General features: G+C 46.2%; 16 protein-coding genes and 4 tRNA genes. 8 read left to right on the top strand and 12 right to left on the bottom strand.

Annotation, left to right across the window (positions count from 1 at the left end):
- Positions 1 to 5 precede the first annotated feature (5 nt).
- Positions 6 to 485 carry a gliding motility lipoprotein GldH gene (locus NBH06_RS08030; protein WP_021890903.1) on the top strand — a complete coding sequence of 160 codons (480 nt, stop codon included), beginning with the start codon at positions 6 to 8 and terminating at the stop codon, positions 483 to 485.
- Positions 486 to 1240: 755 nt separating this feature from the next.
- On the opposite strand, the gene NBH06_RS08025 is transcribed toward NBH06_RS08030, so the two are convergent.
- The 5 genes from NBH06_RS08025 to NBH06_RS08005 form a co-directional block, all read right to left on the bottom strand.
- A complete protein-coding gene (locus NBH06_RS08025) occupies positions 1241 to 3487 on the bottom strand; it encodes an inorganic phosphate transporter (protein ID WP_250793660.1) in 2247 nt (748 codons plus the stop codon).
- 235 nt (positions 3488 to 3722) lie between these two features.
- On the bottom strand, positions 3723 to 4193 hold the full coding sequence (locus NBH06_RS08020) for a hypothetical protein (protein ID WP_021890901.1): 471 nt from the start codon (positions 4191 to 4193) through the stop codon (positions 3723 to 3725).
- A gap of 110 nt (positions 4194 to 4303) precedes the next feature.
- Positions 4304 to 6394: an alpha amylase C-terminal domain-containing protein gene (locus NBH06_RS08015; RefSeq protein ID WP_008862747.1), complete on the bottom strand. Its 2091-nt coding sequence runs from the start codon at positions 6392 to 6394 to the stop codon at positions 4304 to 4306.
- Positions 6395 to 6681: 287 nt separating this feature from the next.
- The gene (locus NBH06_RS08010; protein WP_046416605.1) at positions 6682 to 7134 is read right to left on the bottom strand and encodes a hypothetical protein; all 453 of its coding nucleotides are present in this window, start codon (positions 7132 to 7134) and stop codon (positions 6682 to 6684) included.
- 385 nt (positions 7135 to 7519) lie between these two features.
- Entirely contained in the window at positions 7520 to 8944 is a 1425-nt protein-coding gene (locus NBH06_RS08005; protein WP_250793659.1) for a methyltransferase RsmF C-terminal domain-like protein, read from the bottom strand.
- Positions 8945 to 9028: 84 nt separating this feature from the next.
- Here NBH06_RS08005 and NBH06_RS08000 point away from each other — a divergent pair, with 84 nt between their 5' ends.
- From NBH06_RS08000 to NBH06_RS07990, 3 genes are all read left to right on the top strand, one after another.
- Positions 9029 to 9736, top strand: a complete 708-nt coding sequence (locus tag NBH06_RS08000) for an SAM-dependent methyltransferase (RefSeq protein WP_250793656.1) — start codon at positions 9029 to 9031, stop codon at positions 9734 to 9736.
- 474 nt (positions 9737 to 10210) lie between these two features.
- Positions 10211 to 11071: an MBL fold metallo-hydrolase gene (locus NBH06_RS07995; RefSeq protein WP_021890880.1), complete on the top strand. Its 861-nt coding sequence runs from the start codon at positions 10211 to 10213 to the stop codon at positions 11069 to 11071.
- A 112-nt stretch (positions 11072 to 11183) separates the two neighbouring features.
- Positions 11184 to 11256, top strand: a tRNA-Lys gene (locus NBH06_RS07990).
- Positions 11257 to 11559: 303 nt separating this feature from the next.
- Here NBH06_RS07990 and NBH06_RS07985 read toward each other — a convergent pair.
- From NBH06_RS07985 to NBH06_RS07975, 3 genes are all read right to left on the bottom strand, one after another.
- Positions 11560 to 11634: transfer RNA gene (locus NBH06_RS07985), tRNA-Val, on the bottom strand.
- Positions 11635 to 11680: 46 nt separating this feature from the next.
- Positions 11681 to 11755 (bottom strand) — tRNA-Val (locus tag NBH06_RS07980).
- 44 nt (positions 11756 to 11799) lie between these two features.
- Positions 11800 to 11874 (bottom strand) — tRNA-Val (locus tag NBH06_RS07975).
- A gap of 126 nt (positions 11875 to 12000) precedes the next feature.
- On the opposite strand from NBH06_RS07975, the gene purB reads away from it, so the two are divergent.
- The 3 genes from purB to asnS all read left to right on the top strand — a co-directional run bounded on the left by purB (position 12001) and on the right by asnS (position 17033).
- Positions 12001 to 13344: an adenylosuccinate lyase gene (gene purB / locus NBH06_RS07970; RefSeq protein WP_155013025.1), complete on the top strand. Its 1344-nt coding sequence runs from the start codon at positions 12001 to 12003 to the stop codon at positions 13342 to 13344.
- A gap of 965 nt (positions 13345 to 14309) precedes the next feature.
- A complete protein-coding gene (locus NBH06_RS07965) occupies positions 14310 to 15560 on the top strand; it encodes a pseudouridine synthase (RefSeq protein ID WP_021891525.1) in 1251 nt (416 codons plus the stop codon).
- Between the two features lie 75 nt (positions 15561 to 15635).
- Positions 15636 to 17033, top strand: coding sequence for an asparagine--tRNA ligase (asnS, locus tag NBH06_RS07960; RefSeq protein WP_040296184.1), 1398 nt, complete (start codon positions 15636 to 15638; stop codon positions 17031 to 17033).
- A gap of 705 nt (positions 17034 to 17738) precedes the next feature.
- Here the strand turns inward: asnS and NBH06_RS07955 are convergent.
- Positions 17739 to 18371: a DUF3256 family protein gene (locus NBH06_RS07955; protein ID WP_195554995.1), complete on the bottom strand. Its 633-nt coding sequence runs from the start codon at positions 18369 to 18371 to the stop codon at positions 17739 to 17741.
- A 77-nt stretch (positions 18372 to 18448) separates the two neighbouring features.
- The gene (locus NBH06_RS07950; RefSeq protein ID WP_008862737.1) at positions 18449 to 19351 is read right to left on the bottom strand and encodes an EamA family transporter; all 903 of its coding nucleotides are present in this window, start codon (positions 19349 to 19351) and stop codon (positions 18449 to 18451) included.
- Between the two features lie 380 nt (positions 19352 to 19731).
- Here NBH06_RS07950 and lgt point away from each other — a divergent pair, with 380 nt between their 5' ends.
- The gene (lgt, locus tag NBH06_RS07945) at positions 19732 to 20556 is read left to right on the top strand and encodes a prolipoprotein diacylglyceryl transferase (protein ID WP_250793654.1); all 825 of its coding nucleotides are present in this window, start codon (positions 19732 to 19734) and stop codon (positions 20554 to 20556) included.
- A 45-nt stretch (positions 20557 to 20601) separates the two neighbouring features.
- Here the strand turns inward: lgt and NBH06_RS07940 are convergent, their stop codons facing one another.
- Both NBH06_RS07940 and truA read right to left on the bottom strand, forming a co-directional pair.
- Positions 20602 to 21045 (bottom strand): GNAT family N-acetyltransferase, encoded by a 444-nt coding sequence (locus NBH06_RS07940; protein ID WP_250793652.1) that lies wholly within the window; start codon positions 21043 to 21045, stop codon positions 20602 to 20604.
- Between the two features lie 14 nt (positions 21046 to 21059).
- Positions 21060 to 21815, bottom strand: coding sequence for a tRNA pseudouridine(38-40) synthase TruA (gene truA, locus NBH06_RS07935; protein ID WP_250793765.1), 756 nt, complete (start codon positions 21813 to 21815; stop codon positions 21060 to 21062).
- Between the last annotated feature and the right edge of the window lie 50 nt (positions 21816 to 21865).

Below are 21865 nucleotides of genomic sequence, written 5' to 3'. Positions count from 1 at the left end.
GGCGTATGTGGAGGAACTTGGTAAATACAGGTATCGTTTGTCTTTTGTTGGGAGGCACGGTCTCTTGCGGGCGAACCGATGTGTATAACGAGTTTAATACCCTTCCTAAAAACGGCTGGTTCAAACGGGACGTACAACGCTTTACACCGGAAGTTCCCGATACTGTGAACCGGTATGATGTCTATTTGTCTCTGCGGCATAACGGAGATTATACGTATAGAAATTTGTGGCTTTTCGTTTCTTACAACGACGAGGGCGGAGTTTTGAAAACCGATACGGTAAATTGTGAATTGGCCGATGAGTTCGGACGATGGTCGGGCGGAGGTTGGGGCTCTTATTATCAGCAGGAGGTTTTGCTGAATGACGATTTCCGCTTTTCGGGCGAGAAGGAACATGTCTTCACTGTGCAACAAGCTATGCGGGACGATCGTATCAGAGGAATTTCCGACGTGGGGATTCGTATCGTTCCTCATGAAGAAAAATAATACAAAATCGAAGCACAACGATTCGGTAGAAAATCCGTGGGGGATAGGCTTGAATTTTAGAGATGAATTCTTTGTAAATAATCACATTTCGGACTAATCGATGAGGTTGATACGTTTCCTCTGTTGCGGATATTTTTTAACCTCTCCGTCACTGTGTGCTACCTTCCCTATATGGCTGCTCCACACAGAGGAGGAGGGAGACACATACCTCTCTGTTCCTGTTATCGAAGGTACTAACACTTCTCCCCTGTGTTTCCGTAGGGGAAATATAGGGGAGAGACAGAGGAGCGATAGCGACGAGGAGAGGGGTTGAAAAGATGGCATATAGTATCTTTGTAGAACTAACCCTTCCGTCCTTCGGACACCTCCCCTATATTTTGCGGTGCAAAACACAGAGGAGGAGGTTTAATACCTTTCTGCCACATTATTTTATCGAAAGAGAAGGATTACATTTACCCTTCTCCCTTGCCGTGTTCCGTAGCATTCGGGGAGTTGCGTTAGCAATAGGGGAGAGACCTCAGAAACGACAGTTTCTGAGGAGAGGGGTTAGATGGGTAAAAAACATAACTCCTCCTGATTTACCACGGAGTCATATCCTTGCTAAATTATCGACAGAGTCGTTATAACCGATAGGGCATATTCAGAAATGATAAGCCCTATTTTTGTCTATAAAAAGAGAGTTGCCCTTTACTCCCGCAAAAGGCAACCCAAGTTCTCAAAAATTAAAAGATGCAAATTGAGACTTTATATGATTGTTAATTCCCTTCCTGAAATTTTTGATTCATTTTCAACAGGTTTATCGTATAAGCTACTACATTTTGGGATTCTTGAATGACAGTGAGGTAAACGATTCCTACTTTGATGTAGGAGACTTGTTCCCGCATGTGACGTATTTCTTCCCGTTTGAGTACACCTAATTGATTGATGAGTATATTCCCTTGATTGTAGAGGGCGGCAAGATCTCCGAACGCATCTTTTTCGATCGATTGCCGGCTTTCCTCCAAGAACGATACGATCGATTGCGCTATCTCTCCAAAGCTGTCTTTCTGACTTTGCTCCAAAGGATTGAAATTATTGTCGGTATGTTCCAAACAAGGTTCGCAGGTCCTTTTTATGGAGTGGATAATGTCGTAAGAGAAATCGTTCCCTTGAAAATAATAGAGACCTTTTTCTAATCCTACTTTGTCATTCAAGTGGGAGACTCCTATGGTTCCCAAACGTTTTACTTGTTTGAAGTATCGCCGCTCTGTTTCTATATCGCCCATCGCTTTGCGCAGGGTTCTGTAACTTTCGTTGAGGAAACCGGTGGTGACTCGATGATATAGGTCGGCACTCCATTCGAGGACTTTGGCGAATTCTTCCCGGCTGAATTTTCTCAATAAGACAAGTGCTTCTTGCTTGTCTTTGTTGGCGACCATTTGTTGTGCCAGCGAGCTGTTTTTTTCTTGTTTTAGTTTTTTATTGTATGATATTTGGCTGTGTATGAGCATATAAGCGGCTAATGCTCCCAACAGGATAATAGCGATACTACCTCCGAAATAGACAATCATCGTCACTGTAAAACAAATCAAAAAAGCGGCTCCGGCCGTGAGAAACCAACCTCCGATAACGGAGATGACTCCGGTGATACGGTAAACGGCACTATCGCGTCCCCAAGCTCTGTCGGCAAGAGATGTACCCATAGCAACCATAAAGGTGACATAGGTAGTGGATAGGGGTAGTTTCAACGAGGTTCCCAGTGCGATCAACAAGCTGGCAAGCACCAAATTTACCGAGGCTCTAATTAAGTCGAATGCCGCACCGTGTTCGAGTATGACTTCGTCTTTGTCGAATCGGGCGTTGAGCCAAGTTCTGGCTTTGGGCGGTATGTTATTGACAATAAAAGAAGATGTATTTGTTGTCATGCGCACCAATTTACGAGCGATGGGAGAAGTCCCGAAACTTTCTTCTCCGGCTTCTTGGCGGGATAGGTCGAGAGAAGTTTTGATTACGTTATGTGCTTTTTTGGAGGTGAGCAGGGCGACAACCATAATTATACCTGAACCGATGAGGAATATGGAAGGCGTTGAAGCCGAATCGAGAAGAGAGGTCATCAAGTACTGATCGGGACTGACGCCGTTGCTGTTGGCGATGTAGTCGTGGTAGGTCGAATAACCGGCCAAAGGCATACCGATAAAGTTGACTAAGTCATTTCCCGCAAAAGCTAATGCCAGAGCAAAAGTTCCCAACAAGACGACTATTTTCAAAATGTTTATGCGACACCACATGAGTACTTGCATGAGTATTGTCGTGCATAGGAAGCAACAGCCTAAAAGTATTTGTGTGTTGTCGTGAATCCATTGGCGGTTTTCGGGAGTCATCAGCGTGGACTCTTTTAATCCCTTGATAAGTATGAAATAGATGATGGAGGTAGCCGCGAATCCGCCGAACAGCGCACCGAAGTATTTTAACTGTTTCTGGTAATTGAATTTGAAAATCAAGCGGGCGATGTATTGTACCAAAACACCAAAGAAGAAGGCGATGGCTACGGATACGAAAATGGCTACGATTACTTGCAGAGCTTTGTCTGTATTGATGAGGTCTCCCATTTGCAAGGCTCCTGCGCTATTTATCGTTTTCACGATAGCCAAAGCAAATGTGCCGCCTAACAATGCGAATATCATCGATACGGTGGTCGATGTGGGAAGTCCCATCGTATTGAATATGTCGAGTAAAACTACATCTGTGAGCATGACCGCCAACAAGATACTCATGATTTCGTTCATGTAGAAATATTGGGGCTGATATATTCCATGCCGTGCGATATCCATCATACCGTTCGACATGGAGGCTCCTACAAAGATTCCTATTGCGGCGACCGCCATAATTACTTTGAAGGGGGCTGCTTTTGCCCCGATAGCCGAATTGAGGAAGTTGACGGCATCGTTACTGACTCCCACCGATAAATCGAAAATGGCGATGAGAAAGATAAAAATAACGATGATCAGATAGAACGTTTCCATAATGTCCAATTTGCATGTTTTTTCACTCGCAAAGAAACGATATTGATGTTACAGAAGCGTTACAAACATGTATCTATCTTGTTTCTTTTCTTCGATTTTCGTCGGTGGAGTGCCGGAAATTCGAGCAGGAGATTCTGTAAGAGGCAAAAATGTCCTCGGTAATTGTTCGATTACTTTCGGTATCATGGCTTTCTCAATAGACTATCTTCGTCGTAACTCGATTTTGTAAAGCTCGTTAAGGGTTGCTTTCATTCGAAAGTTGGATTATATCCAGAATTCTATAATCGTATTTGAAACAGTTGAGTCCTATGCGAATTTTCCTCTCTTTCCCGGAAAGATTCGGACGAATTGTAATATTGTTTTTGACCGGTAGAGTGGCCGATGAGATGATAATTTCTCCCCAGTCGTAGGAATAGTCTGCCCTGTCGTTGTATAAATCATTTTCTACTCCGTTCAGGTAGCATTCCACACCGTTTACTTCGAACCAGTTGACGAGGCAAAAAGGATTTTTTTCTTCTGCACTATAAACAGTTAGCTGCCCTCCTCCCGCCGGTATCGTATATTCGTCTCGGGTCGTTTGTGCCAAATCTGTACTTTCGATTTTCAAAGCGACCGGATTGAATTTTTCTTCTTCGTTAATAAAAGTACAACCGGAGAATATCACGATATTTGTGAGTATCAGTAGCGTTCCAAGTATTTTTTTCATGAGCTTCCGAATGAAAGATTACTACTTAATAAATGCCAATTGTGTGAATTACTGCATTTCGAGCTTTGCATTTATTACGCTTTTCCATATCTAAACGGATTGTCGATGGACTATTTCTTTTTGCTTTTATTCTCTTTTTTTATCGAACCTGCCGATTTTTTCGATTTACTTGCATTCTTCGTTTCTCCGGGTTCGGGCTTTTTCCATCTTAAAATCTGAGCTGTCCGTGCCGGGAGGTAGAGCATGAGCCATTCTTTGTTGTCTTTTTCGAATAACGGATCGTGTCGGGTGAGGTGTTTCACTTTCATATCGATGAGTCCGTATCCTCCGAATGCAGGATCGTCGCTACTGAGTATGTGTTCGTATTCTCCTGTCGGGGCCAAAATGCCGTATCCGTTGAAGGATTTGAACGGGTGGAAGTTGAATACGAAAAGCAGATCGTCGCGCAGGAATGCGAGTACTTGGTCTCCGTCGTTTTCACAGAGTTTGACAATAGGGGTTCGTTCGAATTTTTTCTTTTGGCTTATGATGTGAATCATGGCTTCGTCGAAGGCTCCGAGGTATTGATATTTCAAATCGTTTCGGTCTACGAGGTCCCATTGCCGACGGGCGTATTTATAGGACCAGCCGTTTCCTTGACGCGGAAAATCGATCCATTCGGGGTGGCCGAATTCATTTCCCATGAAGTTGAGGTAACCGCCGTTGATGGTCGAGAGGGTTACCAGCCGTATCATTTTATGCAGGGCCATGCCTCGATCTACGATCAGATTGGTATCTCCCTTGCTCATGTGCCAATACATGACGTCGTCGATGAGCCGGAAAATAATGGTTTTATCGCCGACCAGTGCTTGGTCGTGGCTCTCGGCATAATTGATGGTCTTTTCATCGGAACGCCGATTGGTCAGTTCCCAAAATATGGCCGTGGGTTTCCAGTCCTCGTCTTTTTTCTCTTTAATGGTCTTTATCCAGAAATCGGGTATTCCCATAGCCATTCGGTAATCGAACCCTATTCCTCCGTCGTTGAATTTCGCTGCTAATCCCGGCATTCCGCTCATTTCTTCGGCGATGGTTATCGCCCGCGGATTTACTTGGTGAATGAGTTCATTGGCCAGAGTGAGATAAACGATGGCGTTGTCGTCCTGCCCTCCGTTGTAATAGTCGTCGTACGAACCGAAAGCCTGTCCCAAACCGTGGTTGTAATAGAGCATCGAGGTGACGCCGTCGAACCGGAACCCATCGAACCTGAATTCGTCGAGCCAGTATTTGCAGTTGGAGAGCAAGAAGTGGATTACATCGTTTTTTCCATAGTCGAAACACAAAGAGTCCCAAGCGGGGTGCTCTCGCCGGTGGTCGCCGTAAAAGTATTGGTTGTACGAGCCATCGAATCGACCTAACCCTTCGACTTCGTTCTTGACAGCGTGAGAGTGTACGATGTCCATAATGACGGCTATTCCCATTTTATGAGCTTCGTCGATGAGCGATTTCAATTCGTCGGGTGTCCCGAAGCGGGACGACGGGGCGAAGAAACTGGATACGTGATACCCGAAAGAACCGTAATAGGGGTGCTCTTGTATAGCCATGATTTGTATGGCGTTGTATCCGTCGGCAACAATGCGGGGAAGTATCTTTTCTTTAAATTCGGTATAACTGCCAACTTTTTCTTCCTGTTGCGCCATACCGATGTGACATTCGTAAATCAGTAGCGGGGAGGTTTGGGGGCGAAACGGCTTTTTTGAAAAAACGAAAGGCTTTTCGGGATCCCAAATTTGTGCCGAGAAGATATATGTTTCGGGGTCTTGCACGACTCTCGTGGCCCAAGCCGGAATGCGTTCTCCTTGTCCTCCGGGCCAGTGTACGGATAGTTTGTAAAAGTCGAGATGGTGTAACGTATCGAGTGGAAGTTTTATTTCCCATACTCCTCTGCCGATGGCCAATAACCGATATTCGGGGCGTTCTTTCCAGTTCGAGAAGTTTCCTATCAAATAGATAGCATTGGCATTGGGCGCCCACTCCCGAAATACCCAGTGGCCGTTTTCTTTATGTAATCCGAAGTAAAGATAGCCGTCGGCAAAATCGGAAAGGTTTCCTGTTCCTCCGGTTAGTTCCGAAATTTTTTCCACGGCACGATTGTGCCGGCCTTCGATAGCCTGTTTATAAGGAGCCAGCCACGGGTCGTTTTTTATCAGTTTCAGAGTTTTCATAGGGCTGTATTTTAAGGAGGAATATAAAGAGCGATGCAGTTACTGCTTCTGCCCGTTGTTTCTGTACAAAGAAAAAACAAATGACCCGATGTGAAAATTTTTTGCACGGCCGGGCTCGATTTCCTTTGCATCACGTGCAAATATAATGAAAGTCGAGCGCAGAACAAACAAGTTTATTTATTTTTATATCGAATGTGCTTTTTGTATTCGGTAAGTTTAAATATATGAAAATTGATGCCGGAGACGACCGTGTGGTCGAAAAATCGACTTTGTGTTTCCCCCGGAGGTTATTTTCGGTGTGTTTTACTTCGATGGACAACTTTCTTTATCTTTATTCCTTCGGGGAAATTTGTCACTGACGGGAGGTGTGGCGGTTCGACCGGCGTATGTGGGGTGGGTTTTGCGACAGCCGTATTCTGTATTTTTTTCGGTTCAATAGTTTCGGTTTTTTCTCCTTCGTGTGGAACTGTGTTTGTTGCCGTTTCTTTCCCGTTTGTCATCGGTTGGATTTCGTTAGAGACGGGAGTAACCTCGGCAGAGTCTTTGGGGGTGTATTTGCGAGCATAACGTTCGAGGGTGTTAATGCTGCTCATGAGCGTTTTCACTTCTTTGGGATGCTGCATAATATCGAGTTCGAGCAATTGTGCGTAATAACGCAGCAATACTTGATTGCGTAACAGTTCTATTTGCATACGGCTATTTGCCAGTTCCCGGGTGAATTTCTGTTCTTGTGTTTCCATACTTTTTTTGAGGCAAATGTATGGTCGGGGCATTCGCATTTTATGGCATGATTGAATTTTTTTACCCGATCGGTATCGGGTAAAAGTAGGGAGGAAGGGATATGTCCGATAGAAGCAGACTGATGAGATGTCGTTTTTCAATACCATAAGCAAGAATGATGTAGTATTTCTAACCCCTCTCATCGTCGCTACCGCTCCTCTGTCTCTCCCCTATATCGCTAACGCAACTCCCCGTAATACTACGGGGCACGGCAGGGGAGAAGTGTTAATACTTTTGATGACAGGAACAGAGAGGTATGTGTTTTCCTCCTCCTCTTTGTGGCGTCAGCAATAGGGGAGGTGGCACGCAGTGCCAGAGGGAAAGTCCGAGAGAAGATTTATGTCGTTATTTCGGTGCGATGTTCAATTCGAACGGAGTATCGGGCGTATATCCGCTACGGATTCTCCACTCTTGCGGGTAGAGGTTGTTGGTTCGGTTGCCAAGATGTTTTGCCCAGCCGAGGGGAAATCCTTCATAGGAGACAAGTATATATCCCCGGGGTAAGTCGGTGGGCAGGAAGAGGCTTTCTCGTCGGAGGTAGGCAAGGGCTGTGTCGAGGGAGGCCTCGTAGCGGACGACTTGGCTCGTGTCGAAAGCTGTGGAGAGTGCCAGCGAGATATGTGGCACGTAGTCTTTTCCTTTGAGCGTGGCTACGGTGATACCGGCGTGCAACAGGTCGAGATTCCGGTCGAGGAGTTTATAATCGGTTGTATACTCGGCCGGGATAGCGATAATTTTCTCTTCGTCGGATATGAATGTATAGCGGTCGGGGTTGGCAACGAGAAGCCTCCATTCATCGGGTATAGCTATTCGGGGTGTTTTATTTTTTTTGTTGCGTTTCTCTGTCTTTTCGGCTGTCGAGAGGAGAGCCTCTCGTCGAGTTTCACCGGGTTCGCCCGGTTTCCGAAGGATTGCCATAAAGAGACCTTCGCCCCGGGTACGGTGGGGCATGAAGCGATAGGCGGGCAGATCGCCAACGAGTGCAGGCGTTATGTTCCAAGCTGGGTCGATATCGACTGTGAGAGGTATGGCCCCGAACTTTTTTCGGAGGAAACCGATCATCTCCTCGTTTTCTTCGGTGTTGTAGGTACAGGTGCTGTAAATGAACAATCCGCCGGGGCGTAGAGCGTTCCACACATCGGTGAGAATGGCGCGCTGTCGCTCGGCGCAATGCGCCACATTCGCCGCTGACCACTCGGTGATGGCGGCGGGGTCTTTGCGGAACATACCTTCTCCCGAACAAGGGACATCGGCGGCAATGATGTCGAAGTATTCTTCGAGTGCGCCGAATGCCGAGGCTTCGTTGCGGGTGACTATGCAATAGGGCGATCCCCATTTGACAATGTTTTCGGCGAGGATATGCGCCCGGTTGGGTATGACTTCGTTGCTGACGATTAAACTGCCGACCGGGAGCGACGCAACGGCATCGGTCGATTTTCCACCGGGTGCGGCACAAAGGTCGAGATAACGGACCGGCTCATGAACGTATTGCCGTATTACCCGATTGAGGAACATCGATGCCGCTTCTTGTACGTAATAGGCTCCGGCGTGAAGCCGGGGGTCGAAGGTAAACGTTGGCCGGGAAGAGAGATAGAACCCATGTCGAGCCCAGAGAACCGGATCGCCTATCGTGCCTGTCGGAGTACTTTTCGAAGGGTTGAGCCGTATGCTTGTCGGAGATTCCGATTCGAGGGCCTCGGCAAAGCGGGGATAGTCGTCGCCGAGTAATCGGCGGGTACGTTCGATAAATGGGGCAGGCAGGTCTGTCATAACAGTTTCTGTTTTTCTCTTTGGGCAAAAATACCTATTTTTGTCGAACGGTGAAAATGGGTTTTGCCGATAAATCGAATTTGTATGCTCAAAACCGCATTATATCTGATTCCTGTTCCTCTGGGCGATACGCCGGTCGAGCAGGTGCTACCTTCTTATAACCGCGAAGTAATAGCCGGGATACGTCACTTTATCGTAGAGAATGTGCGTTCGGCTCGACGGTTTCTCAAAAAATCAAATCCCGATATTTGTATCGACGACTTGACGTTTTATGAATTGAACCGTCACACGGAGGCGACGGAGGTGTCGGGTTTTCTCGAACCGTTGCGGCGGGGATATGCGACAGGCGTGATTTCGGAGGCCGGTTGCCCGGCTGTGGCCGATCCGGGGGCCGATGTTGTGGCGATCGCCCAGCGGGAGCATTTGCCTGTGGTTCCATTGGTGGGCCCTTCGTCGATATTGATGTCGCTGATGGCTTCGGGATTCAACGGGCAGAGTTTCGCTTTTCAGGGTTATCTGCCTATCGAGGCGGGAGAACGGATAAAGAGAATCAAGCAGCTCGAACAACGGGTATATGCCGAAGGGCAGACGCAGATATTTATCGAAACGCCTTATCGTAATCATAAGATGATAGAGGATTTGGTGCGTGCCTGTCGTCCTCATACGAGGTTGTGCGTGGCGGCGGGTATTTCTTGCCCCGATGAAAGTATTCGTACGCTCTCGTTGGGTGAGTGGGCGAAGACGAAGTATGATTATCAGAAAACCCCTGCCATTTTTTTACTTTATAAGTAGATTTTTTCCCTTTGATTATAGAGTTTAACCCCTTCGCCCTGTGGGTACTCCCCCTATATTTCCTTGCGGAAACACAGGGGGAGAGGGGGATGCCCTAATCCGCTCTCTCTGCTGTGGTTATTTTTTTTCAACCCCTCCGTCTTGTGGACACCTCCTCTATATTTTGCGTTGTAAAACACCCCGTAAGGCTACGGGACACGGCAGGGAGGAGGTTAATACCTTTCTGTTTTTTCAACCCTTTTGTTTCTTCGTGACACTTTATCCTATATTTTATTTGCCACAAAACACCCTGTAATGCTACAAGACACGGCTGGGGAGATGAAGGACAATCTCTATTGGCAGAATCGTTTTTTTTTGCCTTTATGCTTCGTCGGAGATCGAAGAAATTTAAACGGATTCTAAATATCTTACCTTCGATAATTTTCAATTGTGCCGTTAAAAAGCTATCTTTGTGCCCCGAGGAGAAAAAAGGATATGAGCTTACAATTTCTAAGCCTTGCCAGCGGCAGTAGCGGCAATTGTTATTATCTGGGAAACGAGGAGTATGGCATACTGATCGATGCCGGCAAGGGTGTGCGGACGATCAAGAAGGTTTTGAAAGAGTATGGTATCCCTTTTGAAAAAATCGTTGCTCTGTGCATTACCCACGACCATGCCGACCATATCAAGGCGGCAGGGACATTAGGCGAAAAATACGGCATACCCATTTATACCACCGAGGCCATCAAGAACGGAATGAATCGTAATTATTGTATGGTCGATAAAATTTACAGCGCTCATCGGCCTATTGTAAAAGAGATTCCGTTCAAGATCAAGGATTTTACGATTACAGCCTTCGAAGTACCCCATGACGGGAGCGACAACGTAGGCTTTTTTATTTCTTACGGGAATTTGTATTTTGCTTTTGCGACCGATTTGGGGCATATCACGCCTACGGCAGATAAATATTTGCGGCAAGCTAATTATCTGGTCATCGAATCGAATTACGATGAGGCGATGTTGCGTAACGGTTCTTATCCTCTTCATTTGCAGAGACGTATCCTTGCCGATAGCGGCCATATGGACAATGCCCGTACGGCCGAATATTTGGCTCGAATCTATACGCCGGCTTTGCGAAATATTTTTCTATGTCATCTCAGCGGGGATAACAATCACCCTGAACTGGCTTATAAGACGGTGGAAAACCGACTTTACGAGGAAGGCATACGAGTGGGTAAAGATGTGGAGTTGGTGGCACTTACCCGTAATCACCCGTCGGAGCTTTATACGTTTGAAGAGTCGGAAAGAATGGATTGGAACAGTGCGGTTTCGGGAGAAGATGACTGTCTTGGATAGCCGGATCGTTTGCCGGAGTGTCAAAAATAGTGGTTGCGAGAAATTTTTTTGAATAATCGTTTGCCGGTTTCTCGAAAAGAGTTACCTTTGCACCCGTTCCGTCTAAGAAGTCGACTCCGTAGCTCAGTTGGTAGAGCAAATGACTCTTAATCATTGGGTCGAGGGTTCGAGTCCCTCCGGGGTCACAGAAGCGCTTGCAGAAATGCAGGCGCTTTTTTTGTAAAAATTCGATAACAGGAACAGAGTGATGTATCTCCCTCCCCCTATATCCCGTAGTATTACGGAGAACGGTGTTAGCTATATATGGGAGAGAATATACAAGAATAATCCCCACTAAATTTTTACTGACCTATTTTTTCCTAATATGCAAATGGTAGGCTGCATCTTCTGTATTATGTATGGTAAAGAGTAGGCTTTGCCATAAAACAAAAAACACCTGCAAGACTGATTCTTACAAGTGCGGACATATATAGTTGTTTTTGGGGTAGTGGGCGTTGACGGATTCGAACCGCCGACCCTCTGCTTGTAAGGCAGATGCTCTAAACCAGCTGAGCTAAACGCCCTTGTTTTCTTGAGCTTTCGCTCAACAAGGTTTTGTCCAAGATTTTGTGGGCGTTGACGGATTCGAACCGCCGACCCTCTGCTTGTAAGGCAGATGCTCTAAACCAGCTGAGCTAAACGCCCCTGTTTTCGTAGGCTTTCGCCCCACAGGGTTTTATCCGGGATAGTGGGCGTTGACGGATTCGAACCGCCGACCCTCTGCTTGTAAGGCAGATGCTCTAAACCAGCTGAGCTAAACGCCCGGATAGTTTGCCGAAAAGCGTTGCAAAGGTAATACTATTTTTTTATCTGCAAAACAAAAAATGAAATTATTGTGTAAAAATTGCCGGGGAAATCGTATTTTTGTACTCTATTTCAAATAAAAGACTATGGAATTATCATCACTCACGGCCATATCTCCTGTCGATGGCCGCTATCGCAATAAGGTGGAAAATTTGTCGCTTTATTTTTCGGAATGGGCACTTATCCGGTATAGGGTACGGGTCGAAATCGAGTATTTCATTGCATTGTGCGAATTGCCGCTGCCTCAGCTCTCGGGGGTAAATCCTGATTTATTCCCGGCGTTGCGCAAGATATATGCCGATTTTACGGAGGCCGATGCCGAAAAAGTGAAGTCGATAGAGTCTGTTACTAATCATGATGTGAAGGCTGTCGAGTATTTCATCAAAGAGAAATTCGACGAATTGCATTTGGAGGCTTATAAAGAGTTTATCCATTTCGGGTTGACTTCACAAGACATTAATAATACGTCGGTTCCTCTTTTGTTGAAAGAGGCTTTGCACGATTGTTATTTCCCGGTGTTGAAAGATATGCTGGCTATTATCAACCGGTATGCCGAGGAATGGAAAGATATTCCCATGCTTGCCAAAACTCACGGGCAGCCGGCATCGCCCACCCGTCTGGGGAAAGAGATACGGGTATTCGGCTATCGGTTGGAGCGGCAGATGGCTTTGCTCGAATCGGTTCCGGTGAGTGGTAAGTTTGGAGGAGCTACCGGTAATTTCAATGCTCATCGTTTTGCTTATCCCGATATCGACTGGCCGGCTTTCGGGAACAGGTTTTTGAAGGAGCGGTTGGGGATAGACCGGGAGGAATGGACCACTCAAATTTCGAATTACGACAATCTCGCCGCTCTGTTCGATGCATTGCGCCGTATCAACACGATTGTGATAGATCTCGACCGGGACTTCTGGCAATACATTTCTATGGAGTATTTCAAGCAGAAAATCAAAGCGGGAGAAGTGGGGTCGTCGGCAATGCCTCACAAGGTGAACCCCATCGATTATGAAAATTCGGAGGGGAATCTCGGAATAGCCAATGCCATATTGGACCACTTGTCTTCGAAGTTGCCGGTTTCGCGCTTGCAACGCGACTTGACCGATTCGACCGTGTTGCGGAATGTGGGTGTTCCTTTGGCTCATACGTTAATTGCCTTCCATAGTACAATCAAAGGCTTGAATAAACTGTTACTGAACGAACCGGCTATATATCGCGATCTCGATCAAATGTGGAATGTGGTAGCCGAAGGTATCCAGACGATTTTGCGGAGGGAGGGTTATCCTCACCCGTACGAGACTTTGAAGGCTTTGACACGGACGAATACGGTAATTAATGCCGACTCCATACGGGAATTTATCGATACGCTCGATGTTTCGGAATCGGTAAAAGAGGAATTACGAAAGATAACTCCTCACTCATATACCGGGTTTTGATGAGGTGGGGAAGCCTCGCAAGATTAGATGAAAAATAAAAATGAGACTTGTAACCGAAGGAGAATAAGAGAGCCTCTTATTCTCCTTCGACATTTATCGCATGTCGGTTCTGTATTGGGTTCAGCAGAAAATCAGAAGGAATAGACATGAATTTTAGCGATGAAATTCTTGACGATAGCAACAGTTCGATCTCTTCGGCGAAGGATTGGGAAAGATAATGTATTATGTTTTTGAAGGCTTAATCCTCTTGCCCTTCGGGCACTCCCCCTATCTCATCTGCGATGAACAGAGGGAGGGTGTTGATACTTTGATATGTTTCCTCTGTTGCGGATAATTTTATTTAACCCCTCTGTCCTTCGGACACCGCCCCTATATTTTGCTGTCGCAAAACACCCCGTAATACTACGGGACACGGCAGGGAAGAGGTTTTAATAATCTCACTCCAATCCCTCACTGTTCTAAAAAAAAGGCTGAAATGTCCGGCAATGCCACATAGATACAATAGGAAGAAAAGGTTAAAATGGTAATTCTCATTTCGGCACAGGGATAGATTTTACTCTTCTCTCCTGTGTTGCATAGCGATAGGGGAGCGGCCGAAGAAACAGTCGTTTCTGAGGAGAGGGGTTAAATATGCAAGGACAATCTTCACTGATTCCCGTATTGAGTATGTATTTATTGCTTTGAACGGTTGTAAGGCAGATTCTTTGCGAGCCGGACGAACAAAAGGCCCGAGCTTTTGTTTTTTTAAGCAGAAAATAACAACTTATTCGATTGTAATAGAAGCAAAATGAAAAATCCTTCGTATCTTTGCAACGTGTTTACAAACATAGGCTGCGGCTCGATAGTAAATTTGTTTTTACTTTCGGTTTGCACGAATTTTTGTTTATGAGAAAAAAGAACTATCATTTATAACAGATGTTTTTAATAGGCCGAGAGGCTTGTATTTTTAATTACAAACAATTTCTATGGAAAGCGAAAAAAGAGCTAAGCGTCCGCGCATCGGAATGTCGAACCGCGAAGGTGCGACCGAGCGATATGAAAAAGTAGAGTACAGAAGAAATGGAGGAGAAGAGGGACACTCCTCGTACAGTGCGAATGCGGAAAGACCATACTATCCCCGCAATAACTATGGAGATGGAGGAAATCGTTCTTACGGCAACGAACGTCCTAACAACTATGGTAATCGTCAGGGAGGGTATAGCAATAACCGTCAGGGCAATTACGGAAACAACCGTCGGAACAATAACTACAACAATACTCCGAGGTATAATCAGGATTATAATCGTAATAACGAAGTGGGAGAGGGGTTTCAGCAGCCTTACGGGGAAAGTGAGAGACCTCGTTATCCGAAGCAAAACAATCGCCCGGGCGGATATAATAACCGGGGGTATAATAATCGTGGAGGATATAATCAGAATCGCCAGCAACCGCGTCGGAATAATAAGGTGTTCAGCCGCCCGCAGCGCATCGAATATGAGTTGCCGGAGGTGGATCCGAATGAACCGATTCGTCTGAATAAATTTATGGCTAATGCAGGGATCTGTTCCCGTCGTGAGGCCGACGAATTTATTCAAGCCGGAGAAGTGTTGGTCAACGGGGTTGCCGTGACCGAACTGGGAACGAAGATTACCCGTAATGATACGGTGACATTCCGTGGCAAGGTGGTGACTTTGGAACGCAAGATTTACGTGTTGTTGAATAAACCTAAGGATTGTGTGACTACATCGGACGACCCGCAAGGACGGCTCACGGTGATGGATATCGTGCGTAACGCTTGTACCGAACGTATTTATCCGGTGGGACGTCTTGACCGCAACACGACCGGTGTGCTACTGCTGACGAACGATGGCGACCTTGCATCGAAACTGACGCACCCGAAATTTATCAAGAAAAAGATATACCATGTGTGGCTCGACCGAGATGTGAGCGAGGAGGATATGCAACGAATCGCCGATGGTATAGAATTGGAAGACGGCCCTATACAGCCCGATGCCGTAAGTTATGCCAACGAGACGGATATGAACCAAGTGGGTATCGAGATTCATTCGGGTCGGAATCGTATCGTGCGTCGTATTTTCGAAGCCTTAGGGTATCGTGTGGTTAAACTCGACCGGGTTTATTTCGCCGGGCTTACCAAGAAGAACTTGCAACGGGGACGTTGGCGTTACCTCACTCAGCAAGAGGTGAACATGTTGCAGATGGGTTCATTCGAATAAGAAATGTTTATCACGTCCCGAACGGTTCTCCGTACGGGGCGATGCTTAAAAAAGTGTACAATTATATAGGAAAGTATGGAAACAATGAAAAGAACCAAAGTCGTCGATGCATTTGATGCATCTCTTTACGGGACAAAAGTGAATGTAAAGGGTTGGGTGCGTACGCGCCGTGGCAATAAAAATGTGAACTTTATTGCCGTGAACGACGGTTCTACCATTAAAAATATACAGGTCGTGGTGGATCTCTCCAAATTTTCGGAAGCGGAGATGAAACCGATAACGACCGGTGCTTGTATTAGTGTCATCGGTACATTGGTGGAGTCGCAAGGTAAAGGTCAGCAGGCCGAGATACAGGCCGATAGCATAGAACTTTACGGTGGCGCCGACCCCGATGTATATCCGTTGCAGAAGAAAGGGCATACGCTGGAATTTTTACGGGAAATCGCACATTTGCGTCCTCGTACGAATACATTTGGAGCAGTGTTGCGTATCCGTCACAATATGGCTTATGCCATTCACAAATATTTCAACGATCGGGGATTTTTCTATTTGAATACTCCGTTAATTACGGGTAGCGACTGCGAAGGTGCAGGTGCTATGTTTCAAGTAACGACTCTCGACTTGAACCAAGTACCTAAGACCGAGGACGGAGCGGTGGATTATAGCGAGGATTTCTTCGGCAAACCTACCAGCCTCACTGTATCGGGACAGCTCGAAGGTGAATTGGGTGCGATGTCTTTGGGCGCGATTTATACGTTCGGCCCTACGTTCCGCGCCGAGAATTCGAATACGCCACGTCACTTGGCCGAGTTTTGGATGGTAGAGCCGGAAGTCGCTTTCAATGAAATCGGAGAGAATATGGATTTGGCGGAGGATTTCCTCAAATACCTGATTCGTTATGCGCTCGATCACTGTCAGGACGACCTCGAATTTTTGTGCCAGATGTACGACAAGGAATTGATCGACCGATTGAAGTTCGTCGTGGATAACGATTTTGTGCGGTTGCCGTACACCGAGGGTGTGAAAATTTTGGAAGAGTCGGGCCATAAATTCGAATATCCAGTCTATTGGGGTGCCGATTTGCAGAGCGAACATGAGCGTTTCTTGGTAGAGGAACATTTCAAGAAACCGGTTATCCTCACCGATTATCCGAAAGAGATAAAGGCTTTTTATATGAAAATGAACGACGATGGCAAGACGGTTCGGGCGATGGACGTGCTGTTCCCCCGTATCGGCGAGATTATCGGAGGTTCGCAGCGTGAGGAAAATTATGATAAGTTGCTTGCTCGTATCGAAGAGTTGCATATCCCGATGAAGGATATGTGGTGGTATCTCGATACCCGCCGTTTCGGTACGGCTCCCCACTCGGGTTTCGGGCTCGGATTCGAACGGTTGCTGTTGTTCGTTACGGGTATGACTAATATCCGCGACGTGATACCGTTCCCTCGTACACCGAAAAACGCAGAGTTTTAAAGAGGTTTTTTTGTATAATTAAACGGGGTTACCTGTAAAGGTAACCCCGTTTTGTGATTTAGTAGAAAATTTGTGAGGATAGACTTGGATTTTAGAGATGAATCTCTGTCGACAACCTCATTCCGGATATCTTCGGAGAAGAATTGAGAAAGACAATATATTGCTTTTTGAAAGTTTAATCCCCTCGCCCTGCGGGTACTCTCCTTGTATCCCTTTATGGGAACACCCCGTAAAGCTACGGGACACGGCAGGGGGAGAGGGGGATGCCCTAATCCGTTCCCTCTTGCTGCGGGTATTTTTGAACTCCTCCGTCACTACGTGCCACCTCCCCTATCGTACGTGTGTGCGCAGGGCAGGAGGTTAATACCTTTCTGTTTTCCGATTCTTCCGTCACTATGTGTCTCCTCTCCCTATATTTTGTTTGGCGACATATACTCCATAGGGTTGCGAGAAACGGTAAGGGATGAGTTTCCCCTCTGCCGCATTATTTTGGAGAATGAGATGGAGATTGTATTTACCCTTCTCCCCTGTGTGGCGTTAGCCGTATAGGGGAGACATCGAAGAAACAACGGTTTCTGAGGAGAGGGGTTGGAATATACAAGGTCAATCCCTACTAATTATCGACTGAGCCCGTTTGGTCTCTGATGATATAAGATGATTATCGCTGCGATTGAATCTGATTCTGTTCAGGAAAGTGAGGTTGTTTTATTTGAATCTTTTTCCGTTCCAATGCAACACGATTGAATCTTGCAGATAGGGTTCGATACGATCGAATGATTCTTTGTCTAGATAGTTTGCCCATGACTGCCGGGCACATAGAGAACCGTCGGTAGCGAAGTTGTACTCCACAAGGAAAATGTCTACCGGACGTAACAAGTCTTCTTTTTTTGCCTTTGTCAAGCTATCGGGGAATTGGAAAAACTCTTCCCGTCGTATCTGGCGAATGCGTTCCGAAGCGGGGAGTTCCTTCCATGCAGTGTCGAAAAACCGTATGCGACTGTCTCCCGCCGGGGCATATACCGTATTGACAAGAGCGATAATCGTATCGTTGCCGGTTGTATCATACCACCGTATTTCCATTTTACTGCGTTTCGACAGGTCGATCGAGAGCAGGCTGTCTTGTAGCAGTGTCATCTCGGCTTTACCGCCGAGTTTCGTGACAATCTCGGCTTTCTGTCCGGCGTGCATCAAATCGATCAAGTCCTTCCTCCGGTTTATTTCGATAGAGGGGACGAGCGAGTCGGGCATGGCAATGAATAATTGCGCTACTGGTTCTATTGCCGATGATGTCAAGGTGACTATCGAGCATAAACAGAATAACAGATTCCTTAGTTTCATAACGATCGTTTGACACAAAAGTAATCATATTTGCTTCTGTGAGCCAAAAAAACAGCCGTAAATATTGTTACCGTTTTTTATTTTGTGCCGAGATAAAGGAAGAACATACCCAATAGGACGAGTATCAAATCGAACGATTTGCTACGGATATTTTTTTCTCGGAACAGGAATGCGCCGGCTATGAAGCTGACGACGACACTGCTGCGACGTACCATAGAGACGATAGAAATCATGGAGTCGGGGTAGCTGAGGGCGTAGAAATATACGAAGTCGGCACAAACGAGAAATAAGGAGATGAAAAAGATAGAGGGTTTCCAAACAAAAGGTGTGGTATGCTTACGTTTGGGATACCATAACACAAAGAGAATAACGGTCATCATCGCCATTTGATAGTAGGAGTACCATACTTGTACGGTCATTCGGTCGAAGCCGTGCGACATGAGATATTTGTCGTACAACCCGCTGGCCGCACCGGTGATTGTGGCGAGGACTATAAAGAGAATCCAGATATTGTGTTTGAAATTGATGCCTTCCTTTCTTCCGGAGAAGGATAGCATAATGAACGAGACGATCGCCAGAATAACTCCGATCCATTGGTAGAGATTCAGTTGCTCGCCGAAGATGAGTAATGCTCCTATGAGTGTGAGAATGGGTTGGGAAGCCTTGATTGGCCCGGCTATGGTGATGGGCAAATGTTTGGTGGCGAAATAGGCACAAGTCCATGATGTGAGGACGAGCGCCGCTTTGCCTATGATATAAATATGCTCGTGACCGGTGGAAGGGGGCACATAGAAGAGTGAATTTCGCATAAGTTCGGGAAACCCGTAGGAAAGGACAATACACGGGAGGAACAACAGACTGCAAAAACAGGTATTGAGAAAGAGTACAGGAATGACAGCGTTGTTGTCGAGCGATTTCTTTTTACAGACTTCGTAACAGCCTAATAGGAAAGCCGAGAGAAAAGCGAGTGATAACCACATCTTTTGTATCTTTTAGTTATATCTGTAAATCGCTTGCAAAGTTAGAAACTGTTTTAATTTTTACAAATAGATGTTTGGTGTAAGTGGAACGGGTGTCTGACTGAATGGGTCTCTTCGCCCCATCTTCTCCTGCTTATTTCCGATGAGATTGGGAAAGAGGGAGAAGATGGTAGATTAGGACTTTGTTTGTGTTGTTTTTTGAAAAGTCTATTGCAGATAGGTAGTGATTCGAAATAAAAAATGGACAAGTCCGTTTTGCCCTTTTCGTGCCTTGCGTTATCTTTGCATTTTACGAAAATAGACTGTGCCCCGGTGTAACCAAGTGAATTTGTTTCCACTCTCGGCTTGTACTATTTCTTTAACATACATCGTTGTAAATTATGGAGTTGCTATATATCCATTGGAATCCCGATCCCATATTGTTTTCGATTGCCGGCATTGCGATACGTTGGTACAGTATTTTTTGGTTTATCGCCATTTTGGCGGGCAGTCAGGTGGTTTATAAATTGTATCAATCGAAGGGTTTACCTGTCGATACGTTTCAGAATTTGTTTTTATACAGTTTCTTAGGTATTTTTATCGGGGCACGGTTGGGACATTGTTTGTTTTATGAGCCTGACTATTACCTGAGTCACCCGTTGGAAATCGTTTTGCCAGTGCACTTTTATCCCGATGGCGATTGGAAGTTTACGGGATATGCGGGATTGGCAAGTCATGGTGGAACGTTGGGGTTGATTATAGCCCTTGCTATATTTTGTCGCAAGACCAAGATTCATTATCTCGATATTCTCGATATGATGGGTATCGCCGCACCGTTGGCGGCGGGTTTCATACGGCTTGCCAACTTGATGAATTCCGAAATTATAGGTTTGCCCACCGATGTGCCGTGGGCTTTTGTATTCGAGCGTGTGGATATGCTCCCTCGTCACCCGGCTCAGTTGTACGAGGCTATCGCTTATTTTCTGTTTTTCTTGATTATGGTCGGGGTCGCTCGATATAAAAAGGATAATTACGGGCGAGGTTTTTACTTCGGGTTGTGTATTACTGTGATATTTTTGTTCCGCTTCTTTATCGAATTCTTGAAGGAGCGGCAGGTGGATTTCGAGAATGTATTGCCTATCGATATGGGGCAGATATTGAGTATCCCGTTTGTCTTGTTGGGGCTATATTTCGTAATCACGAAGCGGAAGAAAGCGGTTCGATAGGTGGTCGCGCAAGAGTCGTTGTCCGGGAAATTTCGAAAGAATTTCTTAGAGTTCTTTTCTCAAATAGATCATATCGACGAGCTGTTTCCCTCCTTCGAAGATGGGGTGCGGATAATTGTCGGTAAAGAAACGAGGAATACGATGGGAGTAGCGGAACCCACAATGCTCGTAAAAGGGTATCGTGAGAGGCGAGTCGCCTGTGCCGACTTGCAGTATCGTGCCGGGTGCGTTGTAGCGATTTTCTATGTATTCGATTAGCCGACGGGCATATCCTTGTCGTTGGAATGGCGGATAGGTGGCCAGATTTTTAATCTCGTAAAGATTTTTCCCTTCTTGTGTGATAACACAGGTACTTTTCAAATCGTCATCATACAAGGCGAACATTTCGCCGCGGTCAAGATAGCGGGCTATCATAGTTTCGCTTTCGTCGGCCAATAAAAGCAGGTCAAGAAAGTCGGCCTTGTTTTGTGTGATGTGTTTGATTTTCACAGGTCGTGTAAGGATTAACGAGGCAGGAAAAGGTGGTCTGGATAAACGATGTCGTGAAGAAAGAGCGCTTTGCCGGGGACCGAAGTTCCAGCGGCGCAACGGTTTTTTTGCTCGATGATATGGCCGAAGTCCTCCACCGAAAGTTTTCCCCGTCCTACATCGAGCAGCGTTCCTACGATGGCCCGCACCATGTTACGGAGGAAACGGTCGGCAGTGATGGTAAATACATGTCGTTCGCCTTCGGGTTCCCAGCGGGCGAATGTCACTCGGCAATTATTGGTTTTAACATCGGTATGCAGTTTGCTAAAACTGGTGAAATCGGTATATCGGTAGAGCTGTTCGGCCGCCGTATTCATTTTGTCGAAGTCGAGATCTCCCCGATAACGGCAGGCGAAGGATTCGATAAATGGTGATTTGTGATCTATTATGTAGTATTTGTAGGTGCGACTCAAAGCATCGAATCGACTGTGTGCTTCGGCAATGACGGGACGTATTTCGTAGACAGCTATGTCGGGCGGCAGAATACGATTGAGTTTGTCGGCCGTTTCGGTCGGATTGTCGAGGGGTATTGGAGCGTCGAAGTGGGCAACCATGAGTCGGGCGTTGACGCCGGCGTCGGTTCGTCCCGCTCCTGTCACCGGAGTTTCACGGCGGAGCAATGTGGCTAACGCTTTTTCAAGGACTTCTTGCACAGTGATTCCATTGGGCTGTATTTGCCAGCCATGATACTGCGCACCGTTGAAAGAGAGGTAGATGAAATAGCGTTGCATTTTTAAATAGGAATGGATTACCGGGAAACTCGTGTCCCGATAATCCATGT

The organism is Barnesiella sp. B2-R-119 (assembly GCF_023656675.1).
Lineage (GTDB): Bacteria > Bacteroidota > Bacteroidia > Bacteroidales > Barnesiellaceae > Barnesiella > Barnesiella intestinihominis.
Note: the sequence above shows the minus strand (reverse complement) of the source record. Positions and strands in the feature narration are given on the sequence as shown.

Bases quoted from the DNA above. Each gene is read 5' to 3' on its own strand.
- asnS (WP_040296184.1), top strand. From the start codon at position 15,636: ATGGAAACAATGAAAAGAACCAAAGTCGTCGATGCATTTGATGCATCT.
- NBH06_RS08020 (WP_021890901.1), bottom strand. From the start codon at position 4,193: ATGAAAAAAATACTTGGAACGCTACTGATACTCACAAATATCGTGATA.
- NBH06_RS07950 (WP_008862737.1), bottom strand. From the start codon at position 19,351: ATGTGGTTATCACTCGCTTTTCTCTCGGCTTTCCTATTAGGCTGTTAC.
- NBH06_RS08010 (WP_046416605.1), bottom strand. From the start codon at position 7,134: ATGGAAACACAAGAACAGAAATTCACCCGGGAACTGGCAAATAGCCGT.
- NBH06_RS08025 (WP_250793660.1), bottom strand. From the start codon at position 3,487: ATGGAAACGTTCTATCTGATCATCGTTATTTTTATCTTTCTCATCGCC.
- lgt (WP_250793654.1), top strand. From the start codon at position 19,732: ATGGAGTTGCTATATATCCATTGGAATCCCGATCCCATATTGTTTTCG.
- purB (WP_155013025.1), top strand. From the start codon at position 12,001: ATGGAATTATCATCACTCACGGCCATATCTCCTGTCGATGGCCGCTAT.
- NBH06_RS07965 (WP_021891525.1), top strand. From the start codon at position 14,310: ATGGAAAGCGAAAAAAGAGCTAAGCGTCCGCGCATCGGAATGTCGAAC.
- NBH06_RS08030 (WP_021890903.1), top strand. From the start codon at position 6: ATGTGGAGGAACTTGGTAAATACAGGTATCGTTTGTCTTTTGTTGGGA.
- truA (WP_250793765.1), bottom strand. From the start codon at position 21,815: ATGCAACGCTATTTCATCTACCTCTCTTTCAACGGTGCGCAGTATCAT.
- NBH06_RS08015 (WP_008862747.1), bottom strand. From the start codon at position 6,394: ATGAAAACTCTGAAACTGATAAAAAACGACCCGTGGCTGGCTCCTTAT.
- NBH06_RS07995 (WP_021890880.1), top strand. From the start codon at position 10,211: ATGAGCTTACAATTTCTAAGCCTTGCCAGCGGCAGTAGCGGCAATTGT.
- NBH06_RS08000 (WP_250793656.1), top strand. From the start codon at position 9,029: ATGCTCAAAACCGCATTATATCTGATTCCTGTTCCTCTGGGCGATACG.
- NBH06_RS07955 (WP_195554995.1), bottom strand. From the start codon at position 18,371: ATGAAACTAAGGAATCTGTTATTCTGTTTATGCTCGATAGTCACCTTG.
- NBH06_RS08005 (WP_250793659.1), bottom strand. From the start codon at position 8,944: ATGACAGACCTGCCTGCCCCATTTATCGAACGTACCCGCCGATTACTC.